General features: G+C 45.1%; 25 protein-coding genes and 1 other RNA gene. 19 read left to right on the top strand and 7 right to left on the bottom strand.

The features are described from left to right. Positions 1-25: 25 nt before the first annotated feature. Positions 26-358 carry a DUF565 domain-containing protein gene (locus QUA20_RS27150; RefSeq protein ID WP_333192867.1) on the bottom strand — a complete coding sequence of 111 codons (333 nt, stop codon included), beginning with the start codon at positions 356-358 and terminating at the stop codon, positions 26-28. A gap of 361 nt (positions 359-719) precedes the next feature. Here QUA20_RS27150 and QUA20_RS27145 point away from each other — a divergent pair, with 361 nt between their 5' ends. From QUA20_RS27145 to nuoK, 16 genes are all read left to right on the top strand, one after another. Beyond that, on the top strand, positions 720-1,298 hold the full coding sequence (locus QUA20_RS27145; RefSeq protein ID WP_333192866.1) for a hypothetical protein: 579 nt from the start codon (positions 720-722) through the stop codon (positions 1,296-1,298). Between the two features lie 309 nt (positions 1,299-1,607). After that, positions 1,608-3,590, top strand: a complete 1,983-nt coding sequence (locus QUA20_RS27140; protein WP_333192864.1) for a glycosyltransferase family 39 protein — start codon at positions 1,608-1,610, stop codon at positions 3,588-3,590. 43 nt (positions 3,591-3,633) lie between these two features. After that, complete coding sequence (locus QUA20_RS27135; RefSeq protein ID WP_333192862.1) at positions 3,634-4,161, top strand: GNAT family N-acetyltransferase; 528 nt, start codon at positions 3,634-3,636, stop codon at positions 4,159-4,161. Positions 4,162-4,557: 396 nt separating this feature from the next. Further along, the gene (locus tag QUA20_RS27130; protein ID WP_333192860.1) at positions 4,558-4,719 is read left to right on the top strand and encodes a hypothetical protein; all 162 of its coding nucleotides are present in this window, start codon (positions 4,558-4,560) and stop codon (positions 4,717-4,719) included. A gap of 79 nt (positions 4,720-4,798) precedes the next feature. Then, on the top strand, positions 4,799-5,440 hold the full coding sequence (locus QUA20_RS27125; protein ID WP_333192858.1) for a hypothetical protein: 642 nt from the start codon (positions 4,799-4,801) through the stop codon (positions 5,438-5,440). Between the two features lie 181 nt (positions 5,441-5,621). Continuing rightward, on the top strand, positions 5,622-6,581 hold the full coding sequence (locus QUA20_RS27120) for a nucleotidyl transferase AbiEii/AbiGii toxin family protein (protein ID WP_333192856.1): 960 nt from the start codon (positions 5,622-5,624) through the stop codon (positions 6,579-6,581). Between the two features lie 117 nt (positions 6,582-6,698). After that, positions 6,699-6,917 carry a hypothetical protein gene (locus tag QUA20_RS27115; RefSeq protein WP_333192853.1) on the top strand — a complete coding sequence of 73 codons (219 nt, stop codon included), beginning with the start codon at positions 6,699-6,701 and terminating at the stop codon, positions 6,915-6,917. Further along, positions 6,914-7,183, top strand: a complete 270-nt coding sequence (locus QUA20_RS32185; RefSeq protein ID WP_445304723.1) for a ParE family toxin-like protein — start codon at positions 6,914-6,916, stop codon at positions 7,181-7,183. The genes QUA20_RS27115 and QUA20_RS32185 overlap by 4 nt, the downstream gene beginning before the upstream one ends. Before the next feature lie 58 nt (positions 7,184-7,241). Further along, entirely contained in the window at positions 7,242-7,478 is a 237-nt protein-coding gene (locus tag QUA20_RS27110; protein WP_333192850.1) for a type II toxin-antitoxin system Phd/YefM family antitoxin, read from the top strand. Next, entirely contained in the window at positions 7,475-7,738 is a 264-nt protein-coding gene (locus QUA20_RS27105) for a Txe/YoeB family addiction module toxin (RefSeq protein WP_006632711.1), read from the top strand. The genes QUA20_RS27110 and QUA20_RS27105 overlap by 4 nt, the downstream gene beginning before the upstream one ends. A gap of 116 nt (positions 7,739-7,854) precedes the next feature. Beyond that, complete coding sequence (locus QUA20_RS27100; protein ID WP_333192847.1) at positions 7,855-9,648, top strand: serine/threonine-protein kinase; 1,794 nt, start codon at positions 7,855-7,857, stop codon at positions 9,646-9,648. Positions 9,649-9,882: 234 nt separating this feature from the next. Then, positions 9,883-10,274: a transfer-messenger RNA gene (ssrA, locus tag QUA20_RS27095) on the top strand. Positions 10,275-10,643: 369 nt separating this feature from the next. Beyond that, the gene (nuoH, locus tag QUA20_RS27090) at positions 10,644-11,762 is read left to right on the top strand and encodes an NADH-quinone oxidoreductase subunit NuoH (protein ID WP_172190261.1); all 1,119 of its coding nucleotides are present in this window, start codon (positions 10,644-10,646) and stop codon (positions 11,760-11,762) included. A gap of 101 nt (positions 11,763-11,863) precedes the next feature. Then, complete coding sequence (gene ndhI, locus QUA20_RS27085) at positions 11,864-12,439, top strand: NAD(P)H-quinone oxidoreductase subunit I (RefSeq protein ID WP_333192843.1); 576 nt, start codon at positions 11,864-11,866, stop codon at positions 12,437-12,439. Positions 12,440-12,554: 115 nt separating this feature from the next. After that, a complete protein-coding gene (locus QUA20_RS27080) occupies positions 12,555-13,181 on the top strand; it encodes an NADH-quinone oxidoreductase subunit J (protein ID WP_172190259.1) in 627 nt (208 codons plus the stop codon). A 78-nt stretch (positions 13,182-13,259) separates the two neighbouring features. Then, positions 13,260-13,565 (top strand): NADH-quinone oxidoreductase subunit NuoK, encoded by a 306-nt coding sequence (gene nuoK, locus QUA20_RS27075; RefSeq protein ID WP_216670614.1) that lies wholly within the window; start codon positions 13,260-13,262, stop codon positions 13,563-13,565. A gap of 91 nt (positions 13,566-13,656) precedes the next feature. On the opposite strand, the gene folB is transcribed toward nuoK, so the two are convergent. Together folB and QUA20_RS27065 are read right to left on the bottom strand one after the other, a co-directional pair. Continuing rightward, positions 13,657-14,013, bottom strand: coding sequence for a dihydroneopterin aldolase (folB, locus tag QUA20_RS27070; protein WP_172190257.1), 357 nt, complete (start codon positions 14,011-14,013; stop codon positions 13,657-13,659). Positions 14,014-14,167: 154 nt separating this feature from the next. Then, positions 14,168-15,532: a serine/threonine-protein kinase gene (locus tag QUA20_RS27065; RefSeq protein ID WP_333192842.1), complete on the bottom strand. Its 1,365-nt coding sequence runs from the start codon at positions 15,530-15,532 to the stop codon at positions 14,168-14,170. A 301-nt stretch (positions 15,533-15,833) separates the two neighbouring features. Between QUA20_RS27065 and tcmP the strand changes: the two genes are divergently transcribed. Beyond that, positions 15,834-17,150 (top strand): three-Cys-motif partner protein TcmP, encoded by a 1,317-nt coding sequence (gene tcmP / locus QUA20_RS27060; RefSeq protein ID WP_333192840.1) that lies wholly within the window; start codon positions 15,834-15,836, stop codon positions 17,148-17,150. 46 nt (positions 17,151-17,196) lie between these two features. Continuing rightward, positions 17,197-18,222 carry a radical SAM protein gene (locus QUA20_RS27055; protein ID WP_333192838.1) on the top strand — a complete coding sequence of 342 codons (1,026 nt, stop codon included), beginning with the start codon at positions 17,197-17,199 and terminating at the stop codon, positions 18,220-18,222. Here QUA20_RS27055 and QUA20_RS27050 read toward each other — a convergent pair. Beyond that, on the bottom strand, positions 18,207-19,490 hold the full coding sequence (locus QUA20_RS27050) for a glutamate-5-semialdehyde dehydrogenase (RefSeq protein WP_333192835.1): 1,284 nt from the start codon (positions 19,488-19,490) through the stop codon (positions 18,207-18,209). The genes QUA20_RS27055 and QUA20_RS27050 overlap by 16 nt on opposite strands. A gap of 244 nt (positions 19,491-19,734) precedes the next feature. Here QUA20_RS27050 and QUA20_RS27045 point away from each other — a divergent pair, with 244 nt between their 5' ends. Beyond that, positions 19,735-21,459 carry a zinc metalloprotease HtpX gene (locus QUA20_RS27045; protein ID WP_333192833.1) on the top strand — a complete coding sequence of 575 codons (1,725 nt, stop codon included), beginning with the start codon at positions 19,735-19,737 and terminating at the stop codon, positions 21,457-21,459. Positions 21,460-21,602: 143 nt separating this feature from the next. Here QUA20_RS27045 and QUA20_RS27040 read toward each other — a convergent pair whose 3' ends face one another. From QUA20_RS27040 to QUA20_RS27030, 3 genes are all read right to left on the bottom strand, one after another. Next, positions 21,603-21,782, bottom strand: a complete 180-nt coding sequence (locus tag QUA20_RS27040; RefSeq protein WP_333192830.1) for a hypothetical protein — start codon at positions 21,780-21,782, stop codon at positions 21,603-21,605. Between the two features lie 4 nt (positions 21,783-21,786). Then, entirely contained in the window at positions 21,787-22,857 is a 1,071-nt protein-coding gene (locus tag QUA20_RS27035; protein ID WP_333192828.1) for a class I SAM-dependent methyltransferase, read from the bottom strand. Between the two features lie 98 nt (positions 22,858-22,955). Next, positions 22,956-23,618: a peptidylprolyl isomerase gene (locus QUA20_RS27030; RefSeq protein ID WP_333192827.1), complete on the bottom strand. Its 663-nt coding sequence runs from the start codon at positions 23,616-23,618 to the stop codon at positions 22,956-22,958. Between the last annotated feature and the right edge of the window lie 101 nt (positions 23,619-23,719).

The raw sequence follows: 23,719 nt of genomic DNA, 5'->3' as shown, positions 1-23,719 counted from the left end.
AAACCCGCGCCGATTCAAAAAGTTTTTAAGAGCCTAGTTTGAAAGCCTCCACAAATAAATTGTAAGTCAGGCCAATTTTCAGAGCATGGAGCATCTCCACCCAAAAAGAACGGGCTACAGGCCGCGGGCCGCCGTAAACCAGCCAGTTCGCCAACTCCGTCAACAACACCAACAGCCCGGCCGCGATAATATCCCAATCTGCAGATTGTCCGGCGATCGTCGAAATAGCTGTTCCCAAAAAAGTGCCGAACAGCAGACTGATTAGCAGGAGGGAAATCCGCCGCCAAGGATTGCTCAGCCAGCCTCGAAATCGCTCGCCCAGAACATCAATCAATCTGTTAATTCGGGTATTCTGCATAAAAGTTATACAATTTGAGATTCGAGATTCGAGATTTTCGATTGGGAATGACTAATGACTATTGAGGTTTGGATCGCGGGTCTATAGTAGTATTTTGTTTTAAAACTGGTATTAAAAGTTATACCGATGAGTCAAAAAATGCCGTTCCCGACAAAATCCAAATCGTTACCGGGGTCAGTATGTCCCAATCTAAAATCTAAGATTTAACATCTAAAATGGTATTGAGCGATCGCCGAATTATAGCCGAGAACGGTCAATTACTTAAGTGTAACTGTATCTTGTTGTACAGCAGCCCCTGGTTCTACATTAAAAATAGTTATGACTAATTGGGCGTGCAGTCTATCCTTTAAGCCTAAAATTTATGAAACTTAAAATTTACCAGATCGTAATTGGAGTGTCGATCGTCCTATTTACAGGAATGTTTCTAGGACGTTTTGAAATCACGATCTCCAACGGTTCAAATCTGCCGAGCGATTTGCCCTCCCCAGCCACCGCACTCCCCCCAACACCCCCCGTTTCCCGAGTCGCGACAGCTTCGGCAGACACCGCCAAAAAGCCAAAACCCGACTCAATACCAACCCCCCCAGAGTCAGAGGAGGAATTGCTTTCCTCAATCCCTGCAAATATTAATGCCACCGGCAGTCTGCGTGTCAGCAACCGCAGCGAACACCCAGTGCGAGTGGCCCTGCTGTCGAAACGGCAAGCCGAGAAATCCTACGGCAAACCGGCACACTGGGATTTTGCGCCGGGGGAAGGCGGCGGCAAGGGACTGATGCTATCGCTGCCGGAGGGCAAGTTACAAATCCAACAGGGAGACATTTTGGTTGTTTTTGCTCAGGATGGTTCTCGCCGCTACTGGGGGCCTTACGTCGCCGGGGAGACAGCCTCGCCCGCTTGGAACAGCACAGCCGGAGAATGGCAATTAATTTTGCAGCCTTGAATCCTTAGCTGCAGGTGCCGAGATTTTGGTCTAGAAAGCCGATTGAGTCGGTCTTGTTGAGAATGGTGCCGCTGTGGGAGGTTAAACTCACATAGCGGCATCATGATAAATAACAGGCAAGATGCCTGTTCCACGAGTGAATTTTTTTGTGGGGTGGGCATCCTGCCCGCCCATAAAAGCCTTGTTGAGAATGGTGCAACATCTCTGTTTAACCGGATTAGATCGAATTGGGAGTTTCAAGAATGCGAATCTTTCGGTAGACTCTCTATGCGAGTTAAAATTTAAAATCTAAAATCGCAGGAAGTTTGGGTGAAGGAAGTTATTAAAAATTTGTCAGAGTATTCAAGGCATCGCCCGTTAGCGAAGCCCGCCCCTACGGGGGCTACGCCAACGAAGAGGATCGCACCAAAGCTGCTGTCGCTGTTGTGGCTGTGCGCGATCGCCTCGGTGGCTTTTTTGTGGAATCTCGGCAACATCGGCTTAGTTGACGAAACCGAACCGCTGTTTGCCGAAGCGGCCCGTCAAATGACGGTGACAGGGGATTGGATCACTCCTTATTTCAACGGCGAAACCAGGTTTGACAAGCCGCCGTTGATTTACTGGCTGATGGCGGTGGCTTACCGCACTCTGGGCGTTAACGAATGGGCCGTGCGTCTTCCCTCGGCTTTGTGCGCGATCGGTCTGACTTGCCTCGGATTTTATACCCTCTCGAAATCGAAGGAAGAAGGAAGTTCGGCAACGGATTCTGTAACGGATGTAACGGATGTAACGGATGTCAGGAAGCAGGAAGAAGTCCGATGGAAGCCGGAGCCGGAAGAAGAAACAGAGAATAACAACTCAAAACTCAAAACTCGCCGTCTTCCGCTCTTTTTTTCTACTCCTTGGATTGGTGCGGCCCTAATAGCTTTAAATCCCCAAACTATTGCCTGGGGACGGACTGGCGTTTCAGATATGCTATTAGTCGGCTGTATGTGTTCGGCACTGCTCGCCTTTTTCCTCGGTTACACTCTAGAAGAACAGAGAGAACAAGCAGAATTTTCCACTGTTTCCGCTTCCCGATTTCCCAATAAGTGGTATCTGGCTTTTTACGTACTAATTGCCTTAGCAATTCTGGCTAAGGGGCCTGTGGGAATTGTCGTGCCAGCGCTGATTGTTGGCAGTTTCGGGCTTTATTTGGGAAATTTTCGGCAACTTTGGCGCGAAATGCGTCCGGTGTCGGGAATCTTGATTATTCTGGCGATCGCCTTGCCTTGGTACATTTTGGTTATTTTAGCCAACGGTCAAACTTATATTGACAGCTTTTTTGGCTATCACAATTTCCAGCGTTTTACTGGAGTAGTTAACAAGCACTCGGCGCCTTGGTATTTTTACTTTTTTGTAGTGCTAGTTGGTTTTGCACCTTGGTCGATTTATTTGCCGGTGGCGATCGCCCGTACTCGTTTTTGGCAGCGCAGTTACTGGCGCCGTCAACCGCGATCGGCTCAGTTGAGTTTATTTGCCCTATTTTGGTTCGGCTGCATCTTTGGCTTTTTTACGATCGCCGTGACCAAATTGCCGAGTTATGTATTGCCTTTAATCCCCGCCGCTGCGATTTTGGTAACGCTACTGTGGAGCGATATTATTGCAGGTAACGAACCCAAAAACAGGCGGGCAAAGTTAGAAATAAAACCGAATTCTTTACCGCGAGGGCTGTTAGTTACATACATTTTTAATGTGATATTTTTATTAATTGTAGCCGGAGCAACTTTCTACAGCTACAACTGGCTGGGAGATGACCCGGCTATGCCCAATTTTCCCCAAGCAATTCAGCAGTCGGGATTGCTGATTGTAGGCGGTACGATTTGGATAATTACAGCGGTGGCGATCGCACTTTTACTCTGGAAGCGGCAACAGCGCTGGATTTTGGTTGCTAACCTCATCGGCTTAGTAGCATTTATCATCTTTGGTCTTACTCCCGCCTACAAAGTGGTCGATATCAACCGCCAGTTACCTCTGAGACAGTTAGCGCAGGTTGCCGTTCAACAAAAACTGCCGGGGGAAGAGTTTATTATGGTTGGTTTCTGGAAACCAAGTCTGGTTTTTTATACCCAAGGGCCCGTGACTTACTACCGAGCTGTCACAAAGGCGATCGACTACATTAAGGAATCTAAAAACCCAACTTCTCCCTCTATATTGTTGCTGGGATATCCAGAGAAATTTGTGCAATTAGGATTGCAGCCAAATCAATATCAATTGTTGGACAGTCGGGGCGCTTACCAACTCGCCAGGGTTCCGAGAACAGCGTTTCGCTAGTGTCTATAGTGTTATTTCATAATGGGTTAAACAAGGTAGAAAAATGATTAAAACTAACAATCTTCAACTACTTCCCGTCGAAAGGATTCACGTAGAAGCTTTATTGCGCAATAAAAGCGAGCTTGCAGCAATTTTAAAGGTCGTAGTGCCTAATAGCTGGCCTCATTTCCCGGAAGCATTTTCCCTCCCTGCTGACGAATCTTGCGAATCCAATCCGCCTCCAACTGACTGGCGCAACTACTTCTTTATTCATCCAAAAAATGAATGGCTGGTCGGCAACGGAGGTTTCACAGGCTCACCTGATGAGTCGGGGAATGTAGAGATAGGTTATGAAATTGCTTCCGAATATTGGAATCGCGGATTTGCAACTGAGGTGGCACAGGGAATGATCGATTATGCTTTCGCTCACGAGGAGGTTAAAGCAGTCATCGCCCACACTTTAGCTGAAAAAAATGCCTCGAATAGCGTATTGCAAAAAGTGGGAATGAAGTTCATTGCAGAGGTGGACGATCCTGAAGAAGGCAAGATATGGCGATGGCAAATAAGCAGGAATGAATATCATCCGACTTGAACTGTAACGCCGTTTGGCTGTTTAAGTCACTGGTTTTGGCGGTAATTTGAAGGTTCTCGGTTGGAGCACTAAATCTGGCAGATTGAATAAAAGCTATAATCTAGTCACTACCTAAAACCCGAAGCTCGGAGCCTACAATGGTTTCAATTCTCAACAAACCCTCCTCGTTAATCCATGAGATTTGCATTGAAAAAGTCGAGCGGTGGAAGTTGTTCAAATTTAGTGAATCGCTGCAACAGCGCATGGAACAATTGTTAGAGAAGAAGAAGGCATATCAACTAATGGCAGAAGAGGCAATAGTTAGCGCAGGTTGCGGTTCAACAAAAACTGCCAGGGGAAGAGTTGATGATGGTTGGTTTCTGGAAACCCAGTCTAGTTTTTTATACCCAAGGGCCGGTGACTTACTACCGAGCTGTCACAAAGGCGATCGACTACATTAAGGAATCTAAAAACCCAACTTCTCCCTCTGTTTTGTTGCTGGGATATCCAGAGAAATTTGTGCAATTAGGATTGCAGCCAAATCAATATCAATTGTTGGACAGCCGGGGCGCTTACTAACTCGCCAGGGTTCCGAGAAATGCGTTTCGATAGTGCATTGTACTGCGGCTGTGGTGAGCCGACCTATTAGGAAGAATTCATGGAATTCACGGGAAAATTTGAAACTCACATTACCGTTTGCCTCAAGGACTTGGACAGAGTAGAGGCCCTTGAACAATGGGGCATTCATCACGGTCTAAAACTTCTCCATATAGTTCTAGACCGTGGGGTTACTGTATCTCAACTAATGTTGACGCGGCATGGGCAAGGTAGCCTGACAAACGAGTTAAAGACGGCATTTGATTCAAGCCAATCTCTAAATGCTGAAGGCTTCACGGTGACACGCATCAAAATTGAGGTGCCACAGTGGAACCACAGTGTTCCGCAGTCTAATGCCGAAGCACTAAACCATCCAGGCGATCGCTACTTTGAGCATCATATCAAACTGTTGCTTGAACCTTCTGCTGATATCCTGCCTCTGATTGACCTGGCCGAAAGACATTCTGCTCATCTCTCTCGTAATCTCTTCCAGACTCGGAGTGACCAATATCACGAGCGATTTGTCACTCAGCGTTGTATCTCTGTTGGTCGTGTTGAAGCTCAACAACAACTTCAAACTCTCTTAAAAGCGATCGCTACTTTGAGATATGTAGTGATCGATGTCGAAGCAGAATTTGTTGTCTATGATAGTAATCTTGACCTTGACGCAGGTTGGATTCAAGGGAAAGAATCACCAATTTGACAGGGATAATTATCAAGCATAATATAAAATTCGAGGATAGCACGAATAAGAGGGAAAAAATCACCAATTCCACAGGGATAATTATCAACCAGAATATAAAATCCGAGGATAGGATGTATAATAGGGAAAAATTCACCAATTTCACATGAATAACTATCAAGTATAATATAAAGGAGGATTAATGAAATACGATCCGAAGACATACATCATTGTTTCAGAACAAGGTCAGGAAATTGAACGCCCAACAGTTTTCGAGCCGGCACTAATTCCCCAGAAGCATCTTCGGGGAGCATTTCGTCTGGGAGATCCAATATTTGAAGAGCCAGAAATTAGAACTCAATGGCTGAATATTCGTCGGCAAGTGATGGATTATCTGCTGCAAATTATTAGTTGTTCAATCTGGAAAGATCACCTTGTCTTACGAGGTAGTTTATTACTGAAAGCATGGTTAGGAGATGTGGCGAGAGAACCCGGTGATATAGACTGGGTTTTTAGACCTCACGATATTAGCGTCAATTCCCCTTTATCTATAGAATTGTTCAATGGATTAATTCAGATAGTTTCAGATAATCCTCATGTAGGTAATGCGATTATTGACGTTAACAAAATCTCCATAACTGAGATTTGGACTTATGAACGTGCATCAGGTAGGCGCATTATTTTTCCTTGGAAAGCAGACGGTTTTCCTTCAGGAGATTTGCATATGGATGTGGTTTTTAATGAAGAACTATTGTGCGATCCAATTGAGGTCTATATCCCTTCGTCAATTGGTGAAAATAGGTTAGTGTGGGCAGCTTCTAAAGAACTGTCACTGGCATGGAAATTGCTGTGGTTAGAAACCGATACTTATCCACAAGGCAAAGATTTGTATGATGCAACACTCTTAGCGGAGCAAACTTCATTGTCCTTTGACATTCTTTATCAAGTGCTTCATTCAAGTGAAGATTGGAAGAATCAGGCTGCATCGAAACCAAAATTTTCTTGGAAATCGGGATTTCCTTGGACAGAATCACCGGGTTCAGCATATCTAGATTGGGACAACTTTAAGCTAGAGTATCCTGGGGTTGAAGGGGAGGCAAAGGATTGGCAAGCTCGGCTTTCACTGGCCTTAGCACCGACATTTGCCAACCTTGATGATTGAACCTTCGTAGTTATTAATGATGATAATTAGCCTGCCATTTGTTCGACCTACCCTCAACTTGCCTGAAACAATGGATAATGGATAGGATGCCATTTTAATTGTAAAAGTGTGGTAGCTATGACTGAGTTACTGGAACGTGCGATCGCCAAGTTGAAAACATTGTCTGCCAGCGAGCAAGATGCCCTCGCTTCAATGATTCTGGAAGAACTTGAAGACGATAGGCGCTGGGATCAAGCATACTCCCGTTCCCCAGATGCTCTTGCTAAACTCGCAGCGACCGCAATGGCTGAGTATCATGCAGGCAAAACCCAAGAACTCGATCCAGAAACATTGTGAAGTCAAGGACTACAATCGAGTTCCGTAGATTATTTGCTGATTTACCCGAACAAGTTCAACAGCAGACACGCGGGGCGTATCGCCAGTTCAAGGAAGACCCAAGTCATCCAAGCCTGCGTTTCAAGAAGGTGCATTTAGACTTACCAATCTACTCAGCCCGAATTAGCAAAAACTATCGAGCAGTTGGTCAGTTGGATGGAGGCACTGCGATCTGGTTTTGGGTTGGTTCACACGCAGACTACGATAGATTGCTGGGGCAGTTGTAGCATTGTCTACAGCCAGCCAATATCATCTAGAAAAGTGTATTTAGACAGGTGAAAGATTATGATTCCAATCAATGAAGCTCAACAGCAGTTGCAGCAGTTGATCGATTCGGTGAGTGAGTCGCATCAACCTATTGTGATTGCAGGACAGACTAGCAATGCAGTGTTATTATCTGAATCTGACTGGGCATCGGTACAAGAAACATTGTATCTTCTATCAGTGCCGGGAATGCGGGAATCGATTCGGGAAGGACTGGCAACGCCGATCGAGGATTGCGCTAGGGAGTTGGAGTGGTGAATTGGAATCTGGTATATACCAAACAGGCACAGAAAGATGCCAAAAAGCTCGCTTCTAGCAATTTACGAGACAAAGCGCAAGAGTTACTCGACATCATTCAAACCAATCCGTTTCAGAACCCGCCACCCTATGAGAAATTGGTGGGAGATTTGGAAGGTGCATATTCACGGCGAATCAACATTCAGCATCGTCTGGTGTACGAGGTGATTGAGTCCGAGAATACGGTAAAAATTTTGCGGATGTGGACGCATTATGAGTAGTGTTTCTAACAGGTTAACTAATACAGGGGTAAATCGATCGCCATTTAGACTGGTAACTTGACCGACCATACGTGCCATAATCAGCGATATTATCTGGTACGCGATCGCCTGGACATATGGATGCGCTAATCGGCAAAACTTTACAGGGTGGAAAGTACACCCTCGAACAAGAACTGGGACGCGGCGGCTTTGGGATTACCTTCAGGGCAAATCACCGCTATTTAGGACAGCCTGTAGTCATTAAAACTCTCAACGAATCTCTGCGGCAGCAACCCAATTTTGCTGAGTTCGATCGCAAGTTTCAAGACGAAGCGAGGCGGTTGGCTTCCTGCGTTCATCCGAATATTGTCCGCGTCAGCGATTTCTTTGTCGAAGACGGGCAGCCTTACATGGTGATGGACTACATAGCCGGTCAGAATTTGGGCGATGTCGTGTTCCCAAATCGGCCGCTGCCAGAAGAACTCGCTATTCTCTACATAACTCAAATTGGCGCTGCTTTAAAAGTTGTTCATCAAAAGGGTTTGCTGCACCGAGATGTCAAGCCGCAAAACATTCTGCTGCGCCAAAATACCCAAGAAGTCGTGCTGATCGATTTTGGCATTGCCCGCGAGTTTACTGCCGGTGCAACTCAATCTCACACTAATATGGTGTCCGACGGCTACGCACCCCCAGAACAGTATTTCGCTCAAGGAAAATATACGCCCGCAACAGATGTTTACGGTCTGGCGGCGACGCTTTACACTTTACTGACAGCACAGGTGCCGGTGGCTGCAATTTTGCGTACCAGCCAGCCGATGCCTTCACCCCGCGATTTGCAGCCTCAGCTAAGTGCGGCTGTCAGCCAAGCAGTGATGCGGGGGATGACGGTAGAAGCTCAAAATCGCCCTGCTACCGTGGATGAGTGGCTGTCGCTGCTGCACGGGCAGCCTCTTGGTGCAGCGTCGCCGAGCACCGGGCCGACGGTGGCGGTGATTCCGGGACACGGGCCTCAGTCGCCTGCGGCTTCGAGAACAGCGCCTGCTGTGGTGTCTTCTGGGGAAGGCAACCGCAAGGTTTGGTGGATTTTGGGGTTGGTGGCGATCGCACTTATTGTTGCAGGTTTTATCGGTTTTGCTAGGGTTTTCCTCAACCGGCCGTCTTCGGAACCCGCACCGGTGGCCCAGGACGATCGCACTTCGACCCCCGCAGATCCAGACGCGCGCTCAAACCCCACACCAATTCCCGCGCCGACACCAACGCCAGCCCCGACTCCCAGAGAAACTCCGCCGCCCGCTGCTGAAACTCCAGCGCCCGCTGCTGAAACTCCAGCGCCTGCTGCTGAAACTCCAGCGCCCGCTGCTGAAACTCCAGCGCCAACTCCAGCGCCCGCGCCCGCGCCAACTCCCGCGCCAACTCCCGAGGCTGCCGAACCCACACCAACAGAAAAACTTGTTGACAAAGAGTTGCCGCCAGATCGATCGCCCGCACCCAGCCCCGAACAACCGGGAACCAATTATCAGAAGACTCCCACAATCCCTGGGTTTGCCGTTGGTACGCCGGAAAGCCAGATTTTATCCCAATTGGGAGAACCGACTGACTCTCAAGCGCGGGGTTATTGGCCGAATACTCGCACCGCACTTTACGAAGTGCTGCCGAACCGAATTACTCTCGGCTACATTTACGATCGGGATTCAGGCCAGCTTGTGCAAACAGAGGGTTCTTTTGCCCCGTCGGTGGACGATTTGGTAGTGCGAACCGCGTTAAACGGGATGGTGGGCGGCGCCAGCCGGGAGATTTGGCAGGGCTTGCGCGACGTGCAGCAGCGCCGGAGTAATCGGTTTACGTTTAGGAAAGGTTCGCTCGAAGGGACAATCGAACGCAATGAGCGCGATCGGATTTACATCGGCGTCTGGGACGACAACTTGCATTAAACTTGGCAGCGCTGACATCCTGCACCCTTGTCAATAAACCTGGGCGGGCTCTTCGGCCCACCCCACAGGAAAACTCAACTCTTGTGGAACAGGCCGGAAAGCCTGTTCAAGAAAATGGTGCAAGATGTAAATATTCTTGACTCAGCTTTGTGCCAAAATCTAAAATCCAAAATCTAAAATCTAAAATCTAGTTGACGCAACACGAAATATTGTCTATGATTAAAGAACACACGAGGGGCTGTAATGGTTTCGACAGGGTGGCGAAAGCTGCTCCGTGATGCAGGTCGAGAGTGAGTCTCCTCTCGCAAATACCGGCTCAAACAAAAAAGTAAATGCGAACAACATCGTTCCTTTCGCTCGCAAAGCCGTCGCTGTAGCCTAAAAAACTTCTTGAGCACGGTTTAGAGTGTATGCAACCTAACTCCGTTAACGGTAGCATAACAACCCCCAACGGATGCCCTAGCTAAACGTTTCTAGTCGGCTAGCTAGGAAAGCAATCACTAGAAAATCCCCCCATTTGGGATAAAGATGGTTCCCGCCCTGAGGATTAGAAGGGATAAACCTGTGAACGATCGGAAGGTAAATACCCGCTTTGGACGGCAGTTCGATTCTGCCCAGTTCCATACAAGAAGTGACGTAAAATCAATGGTTTAAGCCATTTGAAAGTTACTTTAAAGCATTAAAAGGGCAGAGAGTTAACTCTCTGCCCTTTTGTTTGGCGTTCCATGTTCATTAAATCTAAAATCTAAAATCTAAAATCTAAAATCGACTGAGCTTGTTGCCAGACTGAACATACATAAAATGCAAACCCATTAGCTAACCTGGGCTCAGACATAAAAATAATTTCACCCTGCCTGTGCGTTCTTAGAGCCAGTCGGGCGATATACTATTAGGCGGTAAAGCATTAAAAATCTTTACAAAGACCCCGATTTCTAAGCCTACTCCTACGAAGGACGGGTGAAAAATTATATGCTGAGCGCTCAAAAGCTGGAAACATGAACCCAGGAATTGACTTACAAGGAAGTTTTGTAGATGCCCTGATCAATTTGGGCTTACCGGCGGACATCGCCCATCTGCTTTGGCTACCGCTGCCAATGGTGCTGATGATTGTCGGTGCTGTATTCGGGGTACTGACTAGCGTCTGGCTGGAACGGAAAATTTCTGCGGCGGCTCAACAGCGGATCGGCCCGGAATTTATCGGCCCTCTGGGAGTCCTAGCACCCGTTGCTGACGGGCTGAAGTTGGTGTTCAAAGAAGACATTGTACCGGCCAAAGCTGACGCGCTGCTGTTTACCCTAGGGCCGGTCATTGTAGTGATTCCAGTTTTTCTGTCCTACTTAATCGTGCCCTTCGGAGAGCATATGCTGATCGCCGATATGGGGACAGCAATATTTCTGTGGATTGCTCTTTCTAGCATTCAGCCGATCGGCTTGCTGATGTCCGGCTATGCTTCTAACAACAAATACGCCCTCCTCGGCGGACTCAGAGCAGCAGCTCAATCCCTAAGCTACGAAATTCCCCTAGCTTTGGCAGTATTGGCAGTTGTGATGATGTCCAACAGCCTCAGTACGATCGACATCGTACACCAGCAAGCCGGCTACGGCATTGTCGGCTGGAATATCTGGCGGCAACCCGCAGGTTTCCTGATTTTCTGGATAGCAGCACTAGCAGAATGCGAACGGTTGCCCTTTGACCTCCCGGAAGCAGAAGAAGAATTGGTAGCAGGATATCAGACTGAGTACACGGGCATGAAATTTGCTTTGTACTACATCGCTTCCTACGTTAACCTCGTCCTTTCTTGCCTGCTAGTAGCCGTTCTGTACCTTGGCGGCTGGGAGTGCCCGATTCCTGTCGGAGTCATCACTAATGCCTTGGGATTGAGCGAGACGACTCCTTGGTTGCAGGTAATTACTGGCACGCTGGGCATTACGATGACCATGCTGAAAGCCTACTTTTTCCTGTTTCTGGCAGTTCTGCTCCGCTGGACTCTACCGCGAGTTCGGATCGACCAATTGCTAGATTTGGGATGGAAGTTTTTGCTGCCGGTTGCTTTAGTTAATTTGCTATTGACCGCAGCTTTGAAGCTTGCCTTTCCCTTTGCTTTTGGCGGTTAATTCATAATAGGTAAATGGCAACAGGGAAAAAAATAGCTGTTAACCAATTACCTATTATAAATTAGCAATTACCAAAAGCTCAAGTACAGAGAGAGAACACCATGCTAAAATTCCTCAATCAAGTAGGCGAATACGCCAAAGAAACTTTTCAAGCTGCTAAGTATATCGGTCAAGGGCTATCTGTAACTTTTGACCACATGAGACGCCGACCGATTACGGTTCAGTATCCTTACGAAAAATTAATTCCTTCCGAACGTTTTCGGGGCAGAATTCACTTTGAATTTGACAAGTGCATCTCGTGCGAAGTCTGCGTTCGGGTGTGTCCGATCAATTTGCCTGTGGTGGATTGGGAATTTAACAAAGAAACTAAGAAGAAACAACTCAAGCACTACAGTATCGATTTCGGAGTGTGTATCTTCTGTGGCAACTGCGTAGAATATTGTCCGACTAATTGTTTGTCGATGACAGAAGAGTACGAGTTAGCCACCTACGAACGTCATGAATTGAATTTTGACAACGTGGCCCTCGGACGTTTGCCCTACAAGGTTACAGATGACCCGATGGTGACACCGCTGCGGGAATTCGCTTATTTGCCGAAAGGTGCGATCGACCCTCATGGAGTTTCCAGCAGCGATCGGCGCGCAGGTCTCCCTCCAGAGGAAATTAGCGAAAAATAGCTAATTAGTCATTAGTCAGCAGTCATCATTCATCAGTGAAATAACGATTATGAATGACTGCTAACTAATCAGTAAAAACGAACAATAGAAAACTAATGATTGAGGATTAAAAATTGTGAATCTAGCCGAAGGGGTTCAAATTGTTTCGTTTGGCATACTGTCCGTAATGATGATTGCAGGAGCACTAGGAGTAGTGCTGTTCTCCAACATCGTTTACTCAGCTTTTTTGCTGTGCGGCGTATTTACCAGCATTGCGGGCTTGTACCTGTTGCTGAATGCCGACTTTGTAGCAGCAGCGCAGGTATTGATTTATGTTGGCGCTGTTAACGTCTTAATTTTGTTTGCGATTATGTTGGTGAACAAGCGCGAAGATTTCCGCACAATTCCCAACGCTTGGGTGCGTCAAGTAGCAACAGCAGTAGTTTGCGTAGGGTTGTTTGCGCTTTTGGGTACGATGGTGGTGTCTACTCCTTGGGCTATTGTCGCGACGACAGGAGCACCTGCCGAAAGTTCGGTCGTGACGATCGCCAAACATTTCTTCACCGACTTTTTGCTGCCTTTCGAGTTAGCATCAGTGTTTTTGTTAATGGCAATGGTAGGAGCAATTGTGCTAGCACGCCGCGATTTCTTGCCAGATGAATTGTCGTCGAACAAGCTATCTGAAACACCCGCTTTTAGTTTGCAAGAAAGACCTCGCGAATTAGTTTCTGCCGGAGATGTTTCTTCGCCAGAATCTAAGTAAGATTAGGGTGCGCGCTGCGCACCTATCTGTCTGTTTGGTAGTAATATTGATTGAGAGAAAATCGCAAAATTTATGCAACTGCAACTCCAGTATTTTCTGTTATTAGCCGCCGCACTTTTCTGCATTGGTGTTTATGGTTTGATTACGAGCCGAAATGCAGTACGTGTGTTGATGTCGATCGAGTTGATGCTGAATGCTGTCAATCTCAATTTGATGGGTTTCTCCAATTATCTTGACCCCGTACAGATTAAAGGTCAAGTATTTACGGTGTTTGTAGTTACCGTAGCCGCTGCTGAGGCTGCCGTAGGTTTGGCAATTGTTTTGACGATTTATCGCAACCGCAATACAGTAGACATGGAAGAATTTAATTTGCTGAAGTGGTAATTAGTCAATAGCGATCGGTCATCAGTCATCAGTTATTAGTGACAAACTAATGCAGATTAAAGACTGATGACTAAGGACTAAAAACTAAGGACTAATGACTTCTAGTAATTTCTAGAGTAATTCTGCCACCGAAATCAGGAATGGGGGCAGCAGGTTTCGAGAGTTGTAGTTTAACTTTCTCAACTAACGGTAGTTGTAAAAGCGCTTGGGCAATAGTATCTGCTAGGCGTTCGATTAATAAAAACTTCGAGTCTTTGACTAGCTTTTGAATCAGAGTAATTGCGCTGCGGTAATCAAGAGTATGTTGAATATCATCACTTTTTCCAGCTTGCGATAAATCCAGCCAGAGAGTAACATCCACTTCAAACCACTGCCCCAAAACTTGCTCTTCCGGCAGATAGCCCGTATATCCGTAGCAGCGAATTCCTGTAAGTTGAATAGAATCCATTTTGTAATAAACTAAAGTGCGTTGCCTCTACCAATTTGTATTAAACCAGATAAAGTTATCTTTCTCTTCCGTCTCTTTTTTTGCCCTCTTTTGCTCTTCCCTGTAGGCCAAGAGCGCCCTCTGCGTTTAAATCACTCTTATTGTATCTTAAATTTCACAACTGTCCTCCTTGCTCCAACTTGTCGAGTAAATCCTCAGCAACTTCATACCATTTCCGCCTAATTTCTGCATCTTCTGGCTTTTCTGTCAAGCTGCGCCCTTGTAATTCAGGATATTTATTGTAATATAATTCATCAACTTTTTGATAGAAAATATCTCTATCAATGTTGAGATTTTTGCGTCGCTTGCCAATTTCTTCTTGCCTAGCTATTTCTGCATTTAATGATGTATCGGGAAGCTGCGGCAGTTCGGGAAACTTCGGCAACTCAGGCAACTTGGGCAATGTAAAACCTGATTTGACTACACTAAAAGCTAACATTCCCGGCAACAAAACCACGCTTAAACTCGCGACTGCTTTCCAAGGAATTAATTTAAAAATGTGGTTATTTTTAACAACTTGAGGGTTTTGGTTAACAGGAGTATGATTGTTTGTAGCAGTTTGAGTGGTGTTTTTGAAAGGGCGACCGACAAAGTTCATTGTCGCTATTTGGGAAATTATACTGCTAATTTGAGATAGTTTTGGATCTTTGAGTGCTTCGCGGACTGCTTTTGCAGATTGGTAGCGATCGCCCGGTTGTTCTGCTAGCATCTTATCCAACACAGTGCCGAGATTTTGACTGACTGTGACGTGCGATCGCCAATCCCAAGTTTTATTATTGATATCGTACAATTTTTGAGGCTTTTTGCCAGTTAGCAAGACTAAAGCCGTGACGGCTAAAGCGTACAAATCGCTAGCAGCAGAAACTTTACCCAGCCGCATTTGTTCGGCCGGCGAATAACCCTGTTTGCCGATCGCCGTATCCGATTGTCCGTTCAACTGAAGTACGGCATTGGCTGCGATTTGCTTGACGGAACCGAAATCAATTAAAAATGGTAGTTGGTCAGCATCATGCTGAATAATATTATCCGGGGAAATATCGCGGTGAATTAAATTTTTTGAGTGGATGTATTCTAAAACTGGTAAAAGCTGAAATAGCAGTTGAGTAACTTCAGCTTCGGTAAAATTTTTACCTTGCTGCTGGCGCGATATCAATATTTCTTCGTAGTTTTGACCCTTGATATAATCTTGCACTAAAAATAAAGATGGATTTCCGCCCAAATCCGTTCGCAGCAGTTCTCGAAACCTGGGAATTTGCGGGTGTTGGAGGTTGTAAAGCATACTCGCTTCGCGATCGAACAATTCGGCCGCTTTCGGGCTGTGAACCACCGGAGAAAACTCTTTGAGTACGCAATGTTCGTTGTAGCGGTTGATGTCTTCGGCGAGATAAGTACGCCCGAAGCCGCCCCGGCCCAATTCGCGGAGGATGCGGTAGCGTTTTTCGAGAGTGGAACCTGGGGCGAGGAGGGAGGAGTTAGACATAAACCGCGGCAAAGTGTTCGAGTTGGGGAGTCGCCGAGCACAGTATAGCTTATTGTAGCTAAGTTTGTTTGAACGCGAGGGGGATCGCTGGATTTAGCCAAAGCTTCCTGCACAATTTCAGCTAATTATGTCAATCTTATCTGATTGGCACACTAGACTTTGTAGCTTGATTGAGGAACGAATTGAGCCGAAATTTAAGAAAGCTAACACTTTTTCTTTAGGTAGTTGCACCTGGTCAACCTATCTGGTACTATTTGATAAATAAGTTATGTCACTAATTTTATTTCATCAGATAATCAACATGAGTGATTCAAAGCCAAAATGGAGTGCAGACGGAAGTAATATTCCAACAATAGATCCTCATACTAAATCCAAACATCAAATTATCGAAAAATATATTGAAAACCTAATATATACACTTTATGAAAAAACTCGTTTTGGAGAAACTACATTTACTTTTATAGATGGGTTTTGTGGGGGCGGTATGTATAAAGATGGTAGTGATGAATGGGAAGGTTCTCCTATTAAAATTATAAAAGCTGTAAGAAAAGCACATCAAAAATCCAAACGAATTTATTCACAACCATTAAATGTAAAATTTATTTTTATAGATAGTAAAAAATCGCACCTGAGTTGTCTCAAAAATTATTCAATGATTAAAGCGAATTTAGGAGAATTAGTTGACGAACAACCGCATACATTTAATGAGGGTTATGGGGATAGGATAGAGCAATGTGAATTTCTACAGGGAGAATTTGAAAATTTAGTAAAATCCTGTATTTTTACAGTTGAAACTCGTAGAGGTCATTCTTTCTTTTTGCTAGATCCCTTTGGTTGGACAGATGTTTCAATGGGAACTATTAGAGACTTAAATAATCTCAGGGGTTCGGAAATTTTATATACTTACATGATTTCTTATATCAAAAGGTTTCTTCTTGAAAGATACACAACACTGAAATCTGCTTTTGAACAAGTTCTTGAAGCAGATGGATATTATGAAAAAGCCAACTTAGAAGACACAAGCATGGGAGAACAGTGTTATTTGAGAGACCAAACTGTCAAGCTCTTTATTGAAAGAGGTAAATCAGAATATGTTTTTACTTTTGCACTGATTCCTAAAGGAGAAAGTAATGTACTATACTATCTACTGCATCTTTCTAAGAACTTAACAGCATTGGAAGTTATCAAAGATTGCTTTGATTTAGAGAACAATCTAGATTATCAATACCATTATGAAATATATGGATATGGACTTAAAACTGCTGATTATTATAATCAGAATCAAATTTCCCTCCAATTGAATATTACCAAAGATAGCTATGAAGTTTGTATGGATAAGTTAGATCGAGATGTGGGAGGTTTAATCAGAAAAAATCCCGAAGGTATTTCTTTTGGAGAAATAAAGAAAAAAACAATGGTACTTAATCCAGCTAACCGAAGGCTCTATAATGAATATATCAACAGATATATTGATGATAAAGAAATAGAAGTTTGGAGAAAGGATAAGTTATTAAGGGGTAAGCGAGTTAAATTGCAAAAAAATGATATAATAAAACTACCCCAGAAATATCAAATTTCATTATTTTATAAGAGTAAGTTTTTTACATCTGATTCCTAAATAACTAAGCTCCAGAAACTCTCACAACCATAAACAGAGGCATATAATGTCTATCGTCAAAGGCACAGAAAAAATTGTCAATCCACTGCAAGAGAGTGCGCTTAATAAGAAGGGACTATGCGACTATGTAATTAACGTAGCCTCTGGTTGTCTGCACGGGTGTACCTTTTGTTATGTACCCTCAACGCCAGCCATTAGGACAAAGCAAGCACAACTACGGGAAAGGGGAGTAAGCAATCCTCAAATGGACTGGGGACAGTATCTTTTTGTTCGTGAAGATATACCCGAGTTACTAGAAAAAAACTTAAGTCGCAAAAAGTCTTGGCGCGAGACGCCAGAAGGAAAAGGAGTAGTTTTACTGTGTTCGGGTACTGACCCATATCAAAACCAGCAAACGGCAAATATAACTCGCAAGACCGTCGAGGTTCTCTTAAAATATAACAAAAGAGTCAGAATTCTAACTCGTGGTTTATTGTGGGTAAACGATCTCGAAATTCTCAAAAATCCTAATGTGACAGTTGGCATGAGTTTGCCATACCTAGATGATGACGAACTGATTCGCAAGATAGAGCCTCAATCACCTCCACCTTCTAAACGCTATGAAGCTTTGCTAAAAGGTCATGAAGCTGGATGTAGATTGTATGTTGCAATGGCTCCCACTCCTCCTACCCTGACATTGGATGACTTTAAAAGATATCTAGAGAAAATCCTGACTGTGAATCCAGAGGTTATTTTTTGGGAACCCATTAATGCTCGCGGGAGTAATGGTAAGCGAATGACAGCAGCAGGTTTAGATTTTGCTCATTCAATTATGACTAGAAAATCATGGGCAGAATGCTTTAACAAACAATGGGAATATATTGAAGAAGCAGCAAAAGATGCGCGGTGTGAAGAGCGACTACACATTTGGCCCGATCCCGAACTAAGAGGATATGTGGATGAAGCTAAACTAGAGCATTGGTTGTATAAACCGACAGTAGAAAAGTGGGATAGTCTCACAGCTTTACGGACTAAGGGAAAATCTAGTAGCACCAAGGACAAGAATTACTCAAATGCTTACAAATCCCGATGAGTAAATTCCTTAGCATCTTTCCCTACATAACTAGCCGCAATATGGCCATCTCCAACAACTCGATACTTATAGGTAATCAACCCCTCTAAACCCACAGGCCCGCGAGGCGGCATTTGCTGCGTGCTAATCCCCACTTCTGCACCGAAACCGTAGCGGAAACCGTCGGCAAATCTAGTCGAACAATTGTGATAAACTCCGGCCGCATCTACTCCATTTAAAAATGTTTCGGCGGCTTCGCTATCTTCGGTGACAATTACATCTGTGTGTCTCGAACCGTAAGTATTGATATGGTTAATTGCCTCTTCCACAGAATCTACTGTTTTGATTGACAAAATCAAATCGCTGTATTCTGTAGACCAATCTGTTTCTGTCGCTTCGGCAATATTTTCGAGGATGGCGCGAGTTTTTTCGTCTCCCCGCAATTCGACTTTTTTCTGCTGCAAAGCTGCGGCGACAGCGGGCAAGAAAAGGGGGGCGAGCGCACTGTGAACTAACAAAGTTTCAATGGCATTGCAGGCTGCTGGATACTGGGTTTTTGCATCTACAGAAATCTCTACTGCTTTGTTAATATCCGCTGCTTTGTCGGCGTACAAATGACAAATTCCGTCGGCGTGTCCCAACACGGGAATTCGGGTATTTTCCTGCACAAACCGCACGAAGGAATTAGAACCTCTGGGAATTATCAAATCTACATATTCATCCATTTTGAGCAGTTCGATTGTTTCTTCCCGCGTGGTGAGCAACTGCACAACTTCTGGATTAACCGCAGTTTCTGCTAATGCTTGATGTATCATTTTTGTCAATATTTCGCAGGAACGGACTGCTTCTTTGCCGCCTTTGAGAATGACGCCGTTTCCCGATTTGATTGCCAAGGATACTATCTGAATTAAAGCTTCTGGGCGCGCTTCAAAAATAATGCCTAAAACGCCCAAAGGACAGGTGACGCGCTTCAGAATTAATCCTGTATCCAATTCGCGGTGAATTTGCACGGAACCTACGGGATCTGGGAGTTTCGCAACGTCGCGCACGCCCGCGATCGCACTTTTCAACTTGCTCTCATCCAACTTGAGGCGATCGTACAGCGGTTTCGCAATTCCATCCGCCTCAGCCGCCTTGCAGTCAGCAGCATTCGCCGCCACAATATCCGGCGCAGCAGCTTCTAAAGCTTTAGCTATAGCATCAATAGCTTGATTTTTGGCATCAGCGGACAAAACTGCCAATTTTCTAGCAGATACGCGCGTTTTTTGGGCAATTTCAATAATAGACATGGCAGTAAGTTTTAAATAGTTTTGAGTTTGGGGTTTTGACTTTTGGGCTTTGGGTTTTGACTTTTGAATTGAATCCCCAAAAAATAAATTTTGGGGCTGTTTTTAATCTTAACAATTCTCAAGGAAATTCTATATTTTTGTTGAGACCCCTTACAGCGATTTGTAATTACAGGTTAAAACAGTGAAGTATAGATAAAATCTCACGGTCATTTCAATTTGTCAATAACCTTAGGAGATTATTATTATGTCATCTCATGCCCCTTTACGCAAGGCAGGGCGAGCAGCCAAAGCTGGGGTTAAACTGATACAGAAAACTGGCGGAAACCTGGTTTTAGCTTCCGGCGTCACCATCAGCCTGCTGTTTGGTATGGTGTTAGCGCTATCTTTAGCCTCAGTTTTAATTCTCAACAGTCCCGATCCAGTCACCGGATTGGCGATCGCACTTCCGATAACTCTGATTTTTAACATTGCTGCTTTTTTCCTATCGCCTTACTTAATGGACTTAACCCAAAATTGGCTATACCATACTCGCTGGGTTTCCCTAGCAGAAATTGAAAGCCTAAGTCCCGAAACAGCGAAAGTTATTCAGAAGGTTTGCAAGCAGAAAAAACTCCAGCAGCCGCGTTTAGGAATTATCGACGACCAAAACCCTACTGCTTTTACTTACGGTTCATTTCCAAACAGCGCTCGCTTAGTCGTCAGTCAAGGTCTTTTCACCTATTTAGACGACGATGAAATTGCCACTGTTTACGCCCACGAGCTCGGTCACATCGTCCACTGGGACTTTGCAGTAATGACTTTAGCTTCAACTTTGGTGCAGATTACTTATTTAATTTACACTACAGCTCAAAGAATGGGTCGAAGTGGTGGCGACAAAGCTAAAGATGCGGCCGGTACGGTAGCTGCTGTTGCTTATTTGTTTTACATTGCAGGCACTTATTTATTGCTGTATTTGTCGCGGACGCGAGAATATTTTGCAGATTATTTTGCGGCCCAAACTACCGGCAACCCCAACGCTTTATCCCGCGCTTTGGTAAAAATTGCTTACGGTATTTTGGAAGAAGGACAAACAGCAACAGAACCCAGCCGTTTATTAGAAGGAACTCGCGCTTTAGGCATTTACGATGCGAAAGCTGCCACATCTACCGGCACTGCTTACAGGATTTCTTCGGAACCAGAAAAGATTGGGCGAGTGTTTTTGTGGGATATGTTTAATCCGTGGGGTTGGTGGATGGAGTTGAACTCGACTCACCCGCTGACTGGTAAACGAGTTCGGGCTTTGAGCACTTATGCCGAACAATTAGGCTTGGATATTGAGTTTGATATGGGCCGGATTGTCGGCGAAGGCAACGATTTGAGCAAGCGGAGATTTTACGGCAATTTTGTGTTCGATTTGCTGCTGTACAGTGCAGAAACTCTGGGGTTAGCGGTGGGTTTTGCGATCGGCATTTCGCTGTCTGCTGCAAATCCGATGATGATGGTTGCTTGTCCTTTAATCGCTTTGGGCGCGGGAATTTTGCTCAAAACTTTGGTGATGTTCCCGAATTACCAACAAGCAGAACACTTGGATGTTTTAGCCTTAATGTCTGACCCTTATGCAAGTCCTTTGCGGGGTCAACCTGCGAAACTGCAAGGCGAATTAATTGGTCGCGGCGATGCGGGTTATACTTTCGGTTCTGATTTGAAATTACAAGATAGAACGGGAATGATTTATCTGCGATATGCTTCTCGTTTTGGGCCAATTGGTAATTTTCTGTTTGGGATGAAACGGGTTGAAAGTTTGATTGGAATGGATGTTAGGACTTTGGGTTGGTTCCGCCGGGGTGTTGCACCTTGGATGGATTTGATTCAGCTTGAAAGCGATAGCGGTACGACGGTTAAGAGTTATCACCGCTTCTGGTCTGTTGTGATGGGTATCGGTGCGTTCGCGATCGGTATTGTCTCGCTATTTATATCATTTCCTGCTTAATAGTTGAAAGGAATAAAGTCCTTACTACAAACAGTTTCATAATGAAGACTTTATTCCTCTTAAGTCAGGGTTAAGGACTCAAGCATTAGTGTCAACTTAAGCAGTTTACAGACCAACCTTTTCCCGATCAGACTTCCTGGGTGTTAAACCAGGGGCTTAACTGATGACCGCTCGCTGTTAAGTGGTTGAGCTGATTTGAATTCCGGTGTGGAAGACAATTGCTTCAGATCGATAAATATCGAAAATTGGCTGGTATCCAACAATCCTGAATTAGGCTGTTTTTTCTTCTGCCATTTTTGACCGATCGCACAAAGTTTGCACATGATTTTAGCTCTTTTTGAGAATATAATAGTTGTTCATCAAATCATGGGCTAGCCGCTTGATTTCAACGCTGGCAAACCCAGCTTCACTCAACATTTGTAGCGCTTTTTCTTGCCCCCACATCGCGCCCAATCCCATGCCGCCATAGGCTAAAGAAACACTCATACAGTGCATACAAGAAATGGTGTAGAGGAAGGGGGCAATGGGATGGTCTAGATTACCGCCGACATCCGTTGTGGCGTTGATATCTTGCATCAGGTAAACACCATCGGATCGCAGCGCATTGTAGATGTTATGCAGCACAACATCTGGTCTGGCTTGATCGTGAATGGCATCGAATGTGGTAATCAAATTGTAGCGATCGCACTCATCCAATGTGGCGGCATCCTTTACCTCAAAATGGATATTGCTTAATTGCCGCAATTGGGCTTCGGTGTTGGCATTGGCGATTGCTTCTCCCGAAAAATCGTAGCCTGTGAATCGGCTATTCGGAAAAGCTTCAGCCAGCTTGTTGAGTGCTTGCCCGCAACCGCAGCCGACATCTAGCACCTCAATACCCTTTTCTAATGCTTCGGTAAGCCCGGGAATCAGTAACAGAATGTGCTCAAATAGCGCCGATACCACGGTTTGATTGCTATCTTCTGCCATCACCGCGTGAAAACGTTTGAACTCGGAGTAGGGTACACCGCCGCCTTTGTAGAAGCAATCGATAATTTTATCCTCCACTGAACTCAGTAGGGGAAGGAATTGAGCAAAGGGGGCAATGTTGTCGGAACTGGCACCTCTGGTCAGGAATGCTGCATATTCTGTCGGCAAGGAGTAGGTTTTGTCGATCGAATTATAATCCACTAAGCGACCCGTTACCATTGCACCGAGCCATTCCCTCACGTAGCGTTCGTTCAATCCGGCAGCATCGGCAATTTGTTGACTGGTTGAGGGCGGCAATTCTGCCATTGTGTCGAACAGTTCGGTGCGATGCCCGATCGAAATCATCACAGCGAGTGCGCCACTGTTGAGAGTGTCCAGCATCCGTCCGGCGAATGCTTCGGCTTTGGTTTTATCGAATGTTTGTGTCATTATAATTTAATGGTAATGGTCTTCAACAGTTATCAGTCATTAGTCATTAGTCATTGGTTATTGGTTATTAGAACAAACAAATAACCAACAGTCAACAGTCAACAGTCAACAATCATTCCGGTGTTACCGGAATTGACTTCACGCATCTGTTCTTGCACCCAATTTTCAAATAATTCGCCGAGCAAACGTTGACGCATCACTAAATCGAACTGAGCCGGAATCAATGTTTCTAATCTGACAATTACCAGCCATTCTTCTATGCGGATAGGATGCCAAAGCTGACCGGGCCCGCTTATCGCCAACAGATGCGCCAAATTGGGGTGGATTGTGCCGAGTTCCGCCGGGCCAAGAATCCCATTGAGTTGAGCTTCTGGGCCTTGGGAATACTCGCGCGCCAGTTCGGCAAAGGATTGCTCTTTTTCTTGAATCCGAAAATACAGTTCTCGCGCAATTGTTGCCTCTTTAACCCGAATCAAAGAATAGATGACTCGATCTAGCGATCGCTTGCGTTGCAGAAAATATGACTCTAGTTTGTGATGCCAAGTTTGGTGTTTAAATTTCTCAGTTTTGAGCAGCCTTGGAATGAAAACAGTCTCTAAAATTTCCCGACTCATCCCGTGCTGTTTTAGCCAAATCTGTTGTGTGGTTTCGTCTATCAGTTGATTTTGTTCGTAGAACTGCTGGCGGGCATTTGTGATTTCTTCAGGGGTGCAATCGATGGGGGCGATCGGCTGATAGTAAAGAGTAGCACCACTTGGCATTTCTTGCCCCAAGACAATCCAAAAGGGAGCGTGTCACTTTTGCGACAAGTATAAATACTCAAAACAAGTGGGGCAAAGGTTTTGAGCTATTGTTGGCAAAA

The sequence above is a fragment of the Microcoleus sp. Pol7_A1 genome, from assembly GCF_036701085.1.
Taxonomy (GTDB): domain Bacteria; phylum Cyanobacteriota; class Cyanobacteriia; order Cyanobacteriales; family Microcoleaceae; genus Microcoleus; species Microcoleus asticus.
This window is presented reverse-complemented; position numbering and strand designations above follow the sequence as displayed.

Bases quoted from the DNA above. Each gene is read 5' to 3' on its own strand.
- QUA20_RS27100 (WP_333192847.1), top strand. From the start codon at position 7,855: ATGGATGCGCTAATCGGCAAAACTTTACAGGGTGGAAAGTACACCCTC.
- QUA20_RS27145 (WP_333192866.1), top strand. From the start codon at position 720: ATGAAACTTAAAATTTACCAGATCGTAATTGGAGTGTCGATCGTCCTA.
- QUA20_RS27135 (WP_333192862.1), top strand. From the start codon at position 3,634: ATGATTAAAACTAACAATCTTCAACTACTTCCCGTCGAAAGGATTCAC.
- QUA20_RS27115 (WP_333192853.1), top strand. From the start codon at position 6,699: ATGACTGAGTTACTGGAACGTGCGATCGCCAAGTTGAAAACATTGTCT.
- QUA20_RS27035 (WP_333192828.1), bottom strand. From the start codon at position 22,857: ATGACACAAACATTCGATAAAACCAAAGCCGAAGCATTCGCCGGACGG.
- QUA20_RS27045 (WP_333192833.1), top strand. From the start codon at position 19,735: ATGTCATCTCATGCCCCTTTACGCAAGGCAGGGCGAGCAGCCAAAGCT.
- QUA20_RS27055 (WP_333192838.1), top strand. From the start codon at position 17,197: ATGTCTATCGTCAAAGGCACAGAAAAAATTGTCAATCCACTGCAAGAG.
- QUA20_RS27065 (WP_333192842.1), bottom strand. From the start codon at position 15,532: ATGTCTAACTCCTCCCTCCTCGCCCCAGGTTCCACTCTCGAAAAACGC.
- QUA20_RS27050 (WP_333192835.1), bottom strand. From the start codon at position 19,490: ATGTCTATTATTGAAATTGCCCAAAAAACGCGCGTATCTGCTAGAAAA.
- ndhI (WP_333192843.1), top strand. From the start codon at position 11,864: ATGCTAAAATTCCTCAATCAAGTAGGCGAATACGCCAAAGAAACTTTT.
- folB (WP_172190257.1), bottom strand. From the start codon at position 14,013: ATGGATTCTATTCAACTTACAGGAATTCGCTGCTACGGATATACGGGC.
- QUA20_RS27150 (WP_333192867.1), bottom strand. From the start codon at position 358: ATGCAGAATACCCGAATTAACAGATTGATTGATGTTCTGGGCGAGCGA.
- QUA20_RS27125 (WP_333192858.1), top strand. From the start codon at position 4,799: ATGGAATTCACGGGAAAATTTGAAACTCACATTACCGTTTGCCTCAAG.
- QUA20_RS27110 (WP_333192850.1), top strand. From the start codon at position 7,242: ATGATTCCAATCAATGAAGCTCAACAGCAGTTGCAGCAGTTGATCGAT.
- QUA20_RS27120 (WP_333192856.1), top strand. From the start codon at position 5,622: ATGAAATACGATCCGAAGACATACATCATTGTTTCAGAACAAGGTCAG.
- QUA20_RS27040 (WP_333192830.1), bottom strand. From the start codon at position 21,782: ATGTGCAAACTTTGTGCGATCGGTCAAAAATGGCAGAAGAAAAAACAG.
- nuoH (WP_172190261.1), top strand. From the start codon at position 10,644: ATGAACCCAGGAATTGACTTACAAGGAAGTTTTGTAGATGCCCTGATC.
- tcmP (WP_333192840.1), top strand. From the start codon at position 15,834: ATGAGTGATTCAAAGCCAAAATGGAGTGCAGACGGAAGTAATATTCCA.
- QUA20_RS27030 (WP_333192827.1), bottom strand. From the start codon at position 23,618: ATGCCAAGTGGTGCTACTCTTTACTATCAGCCGATCGCCCCCATCGAT.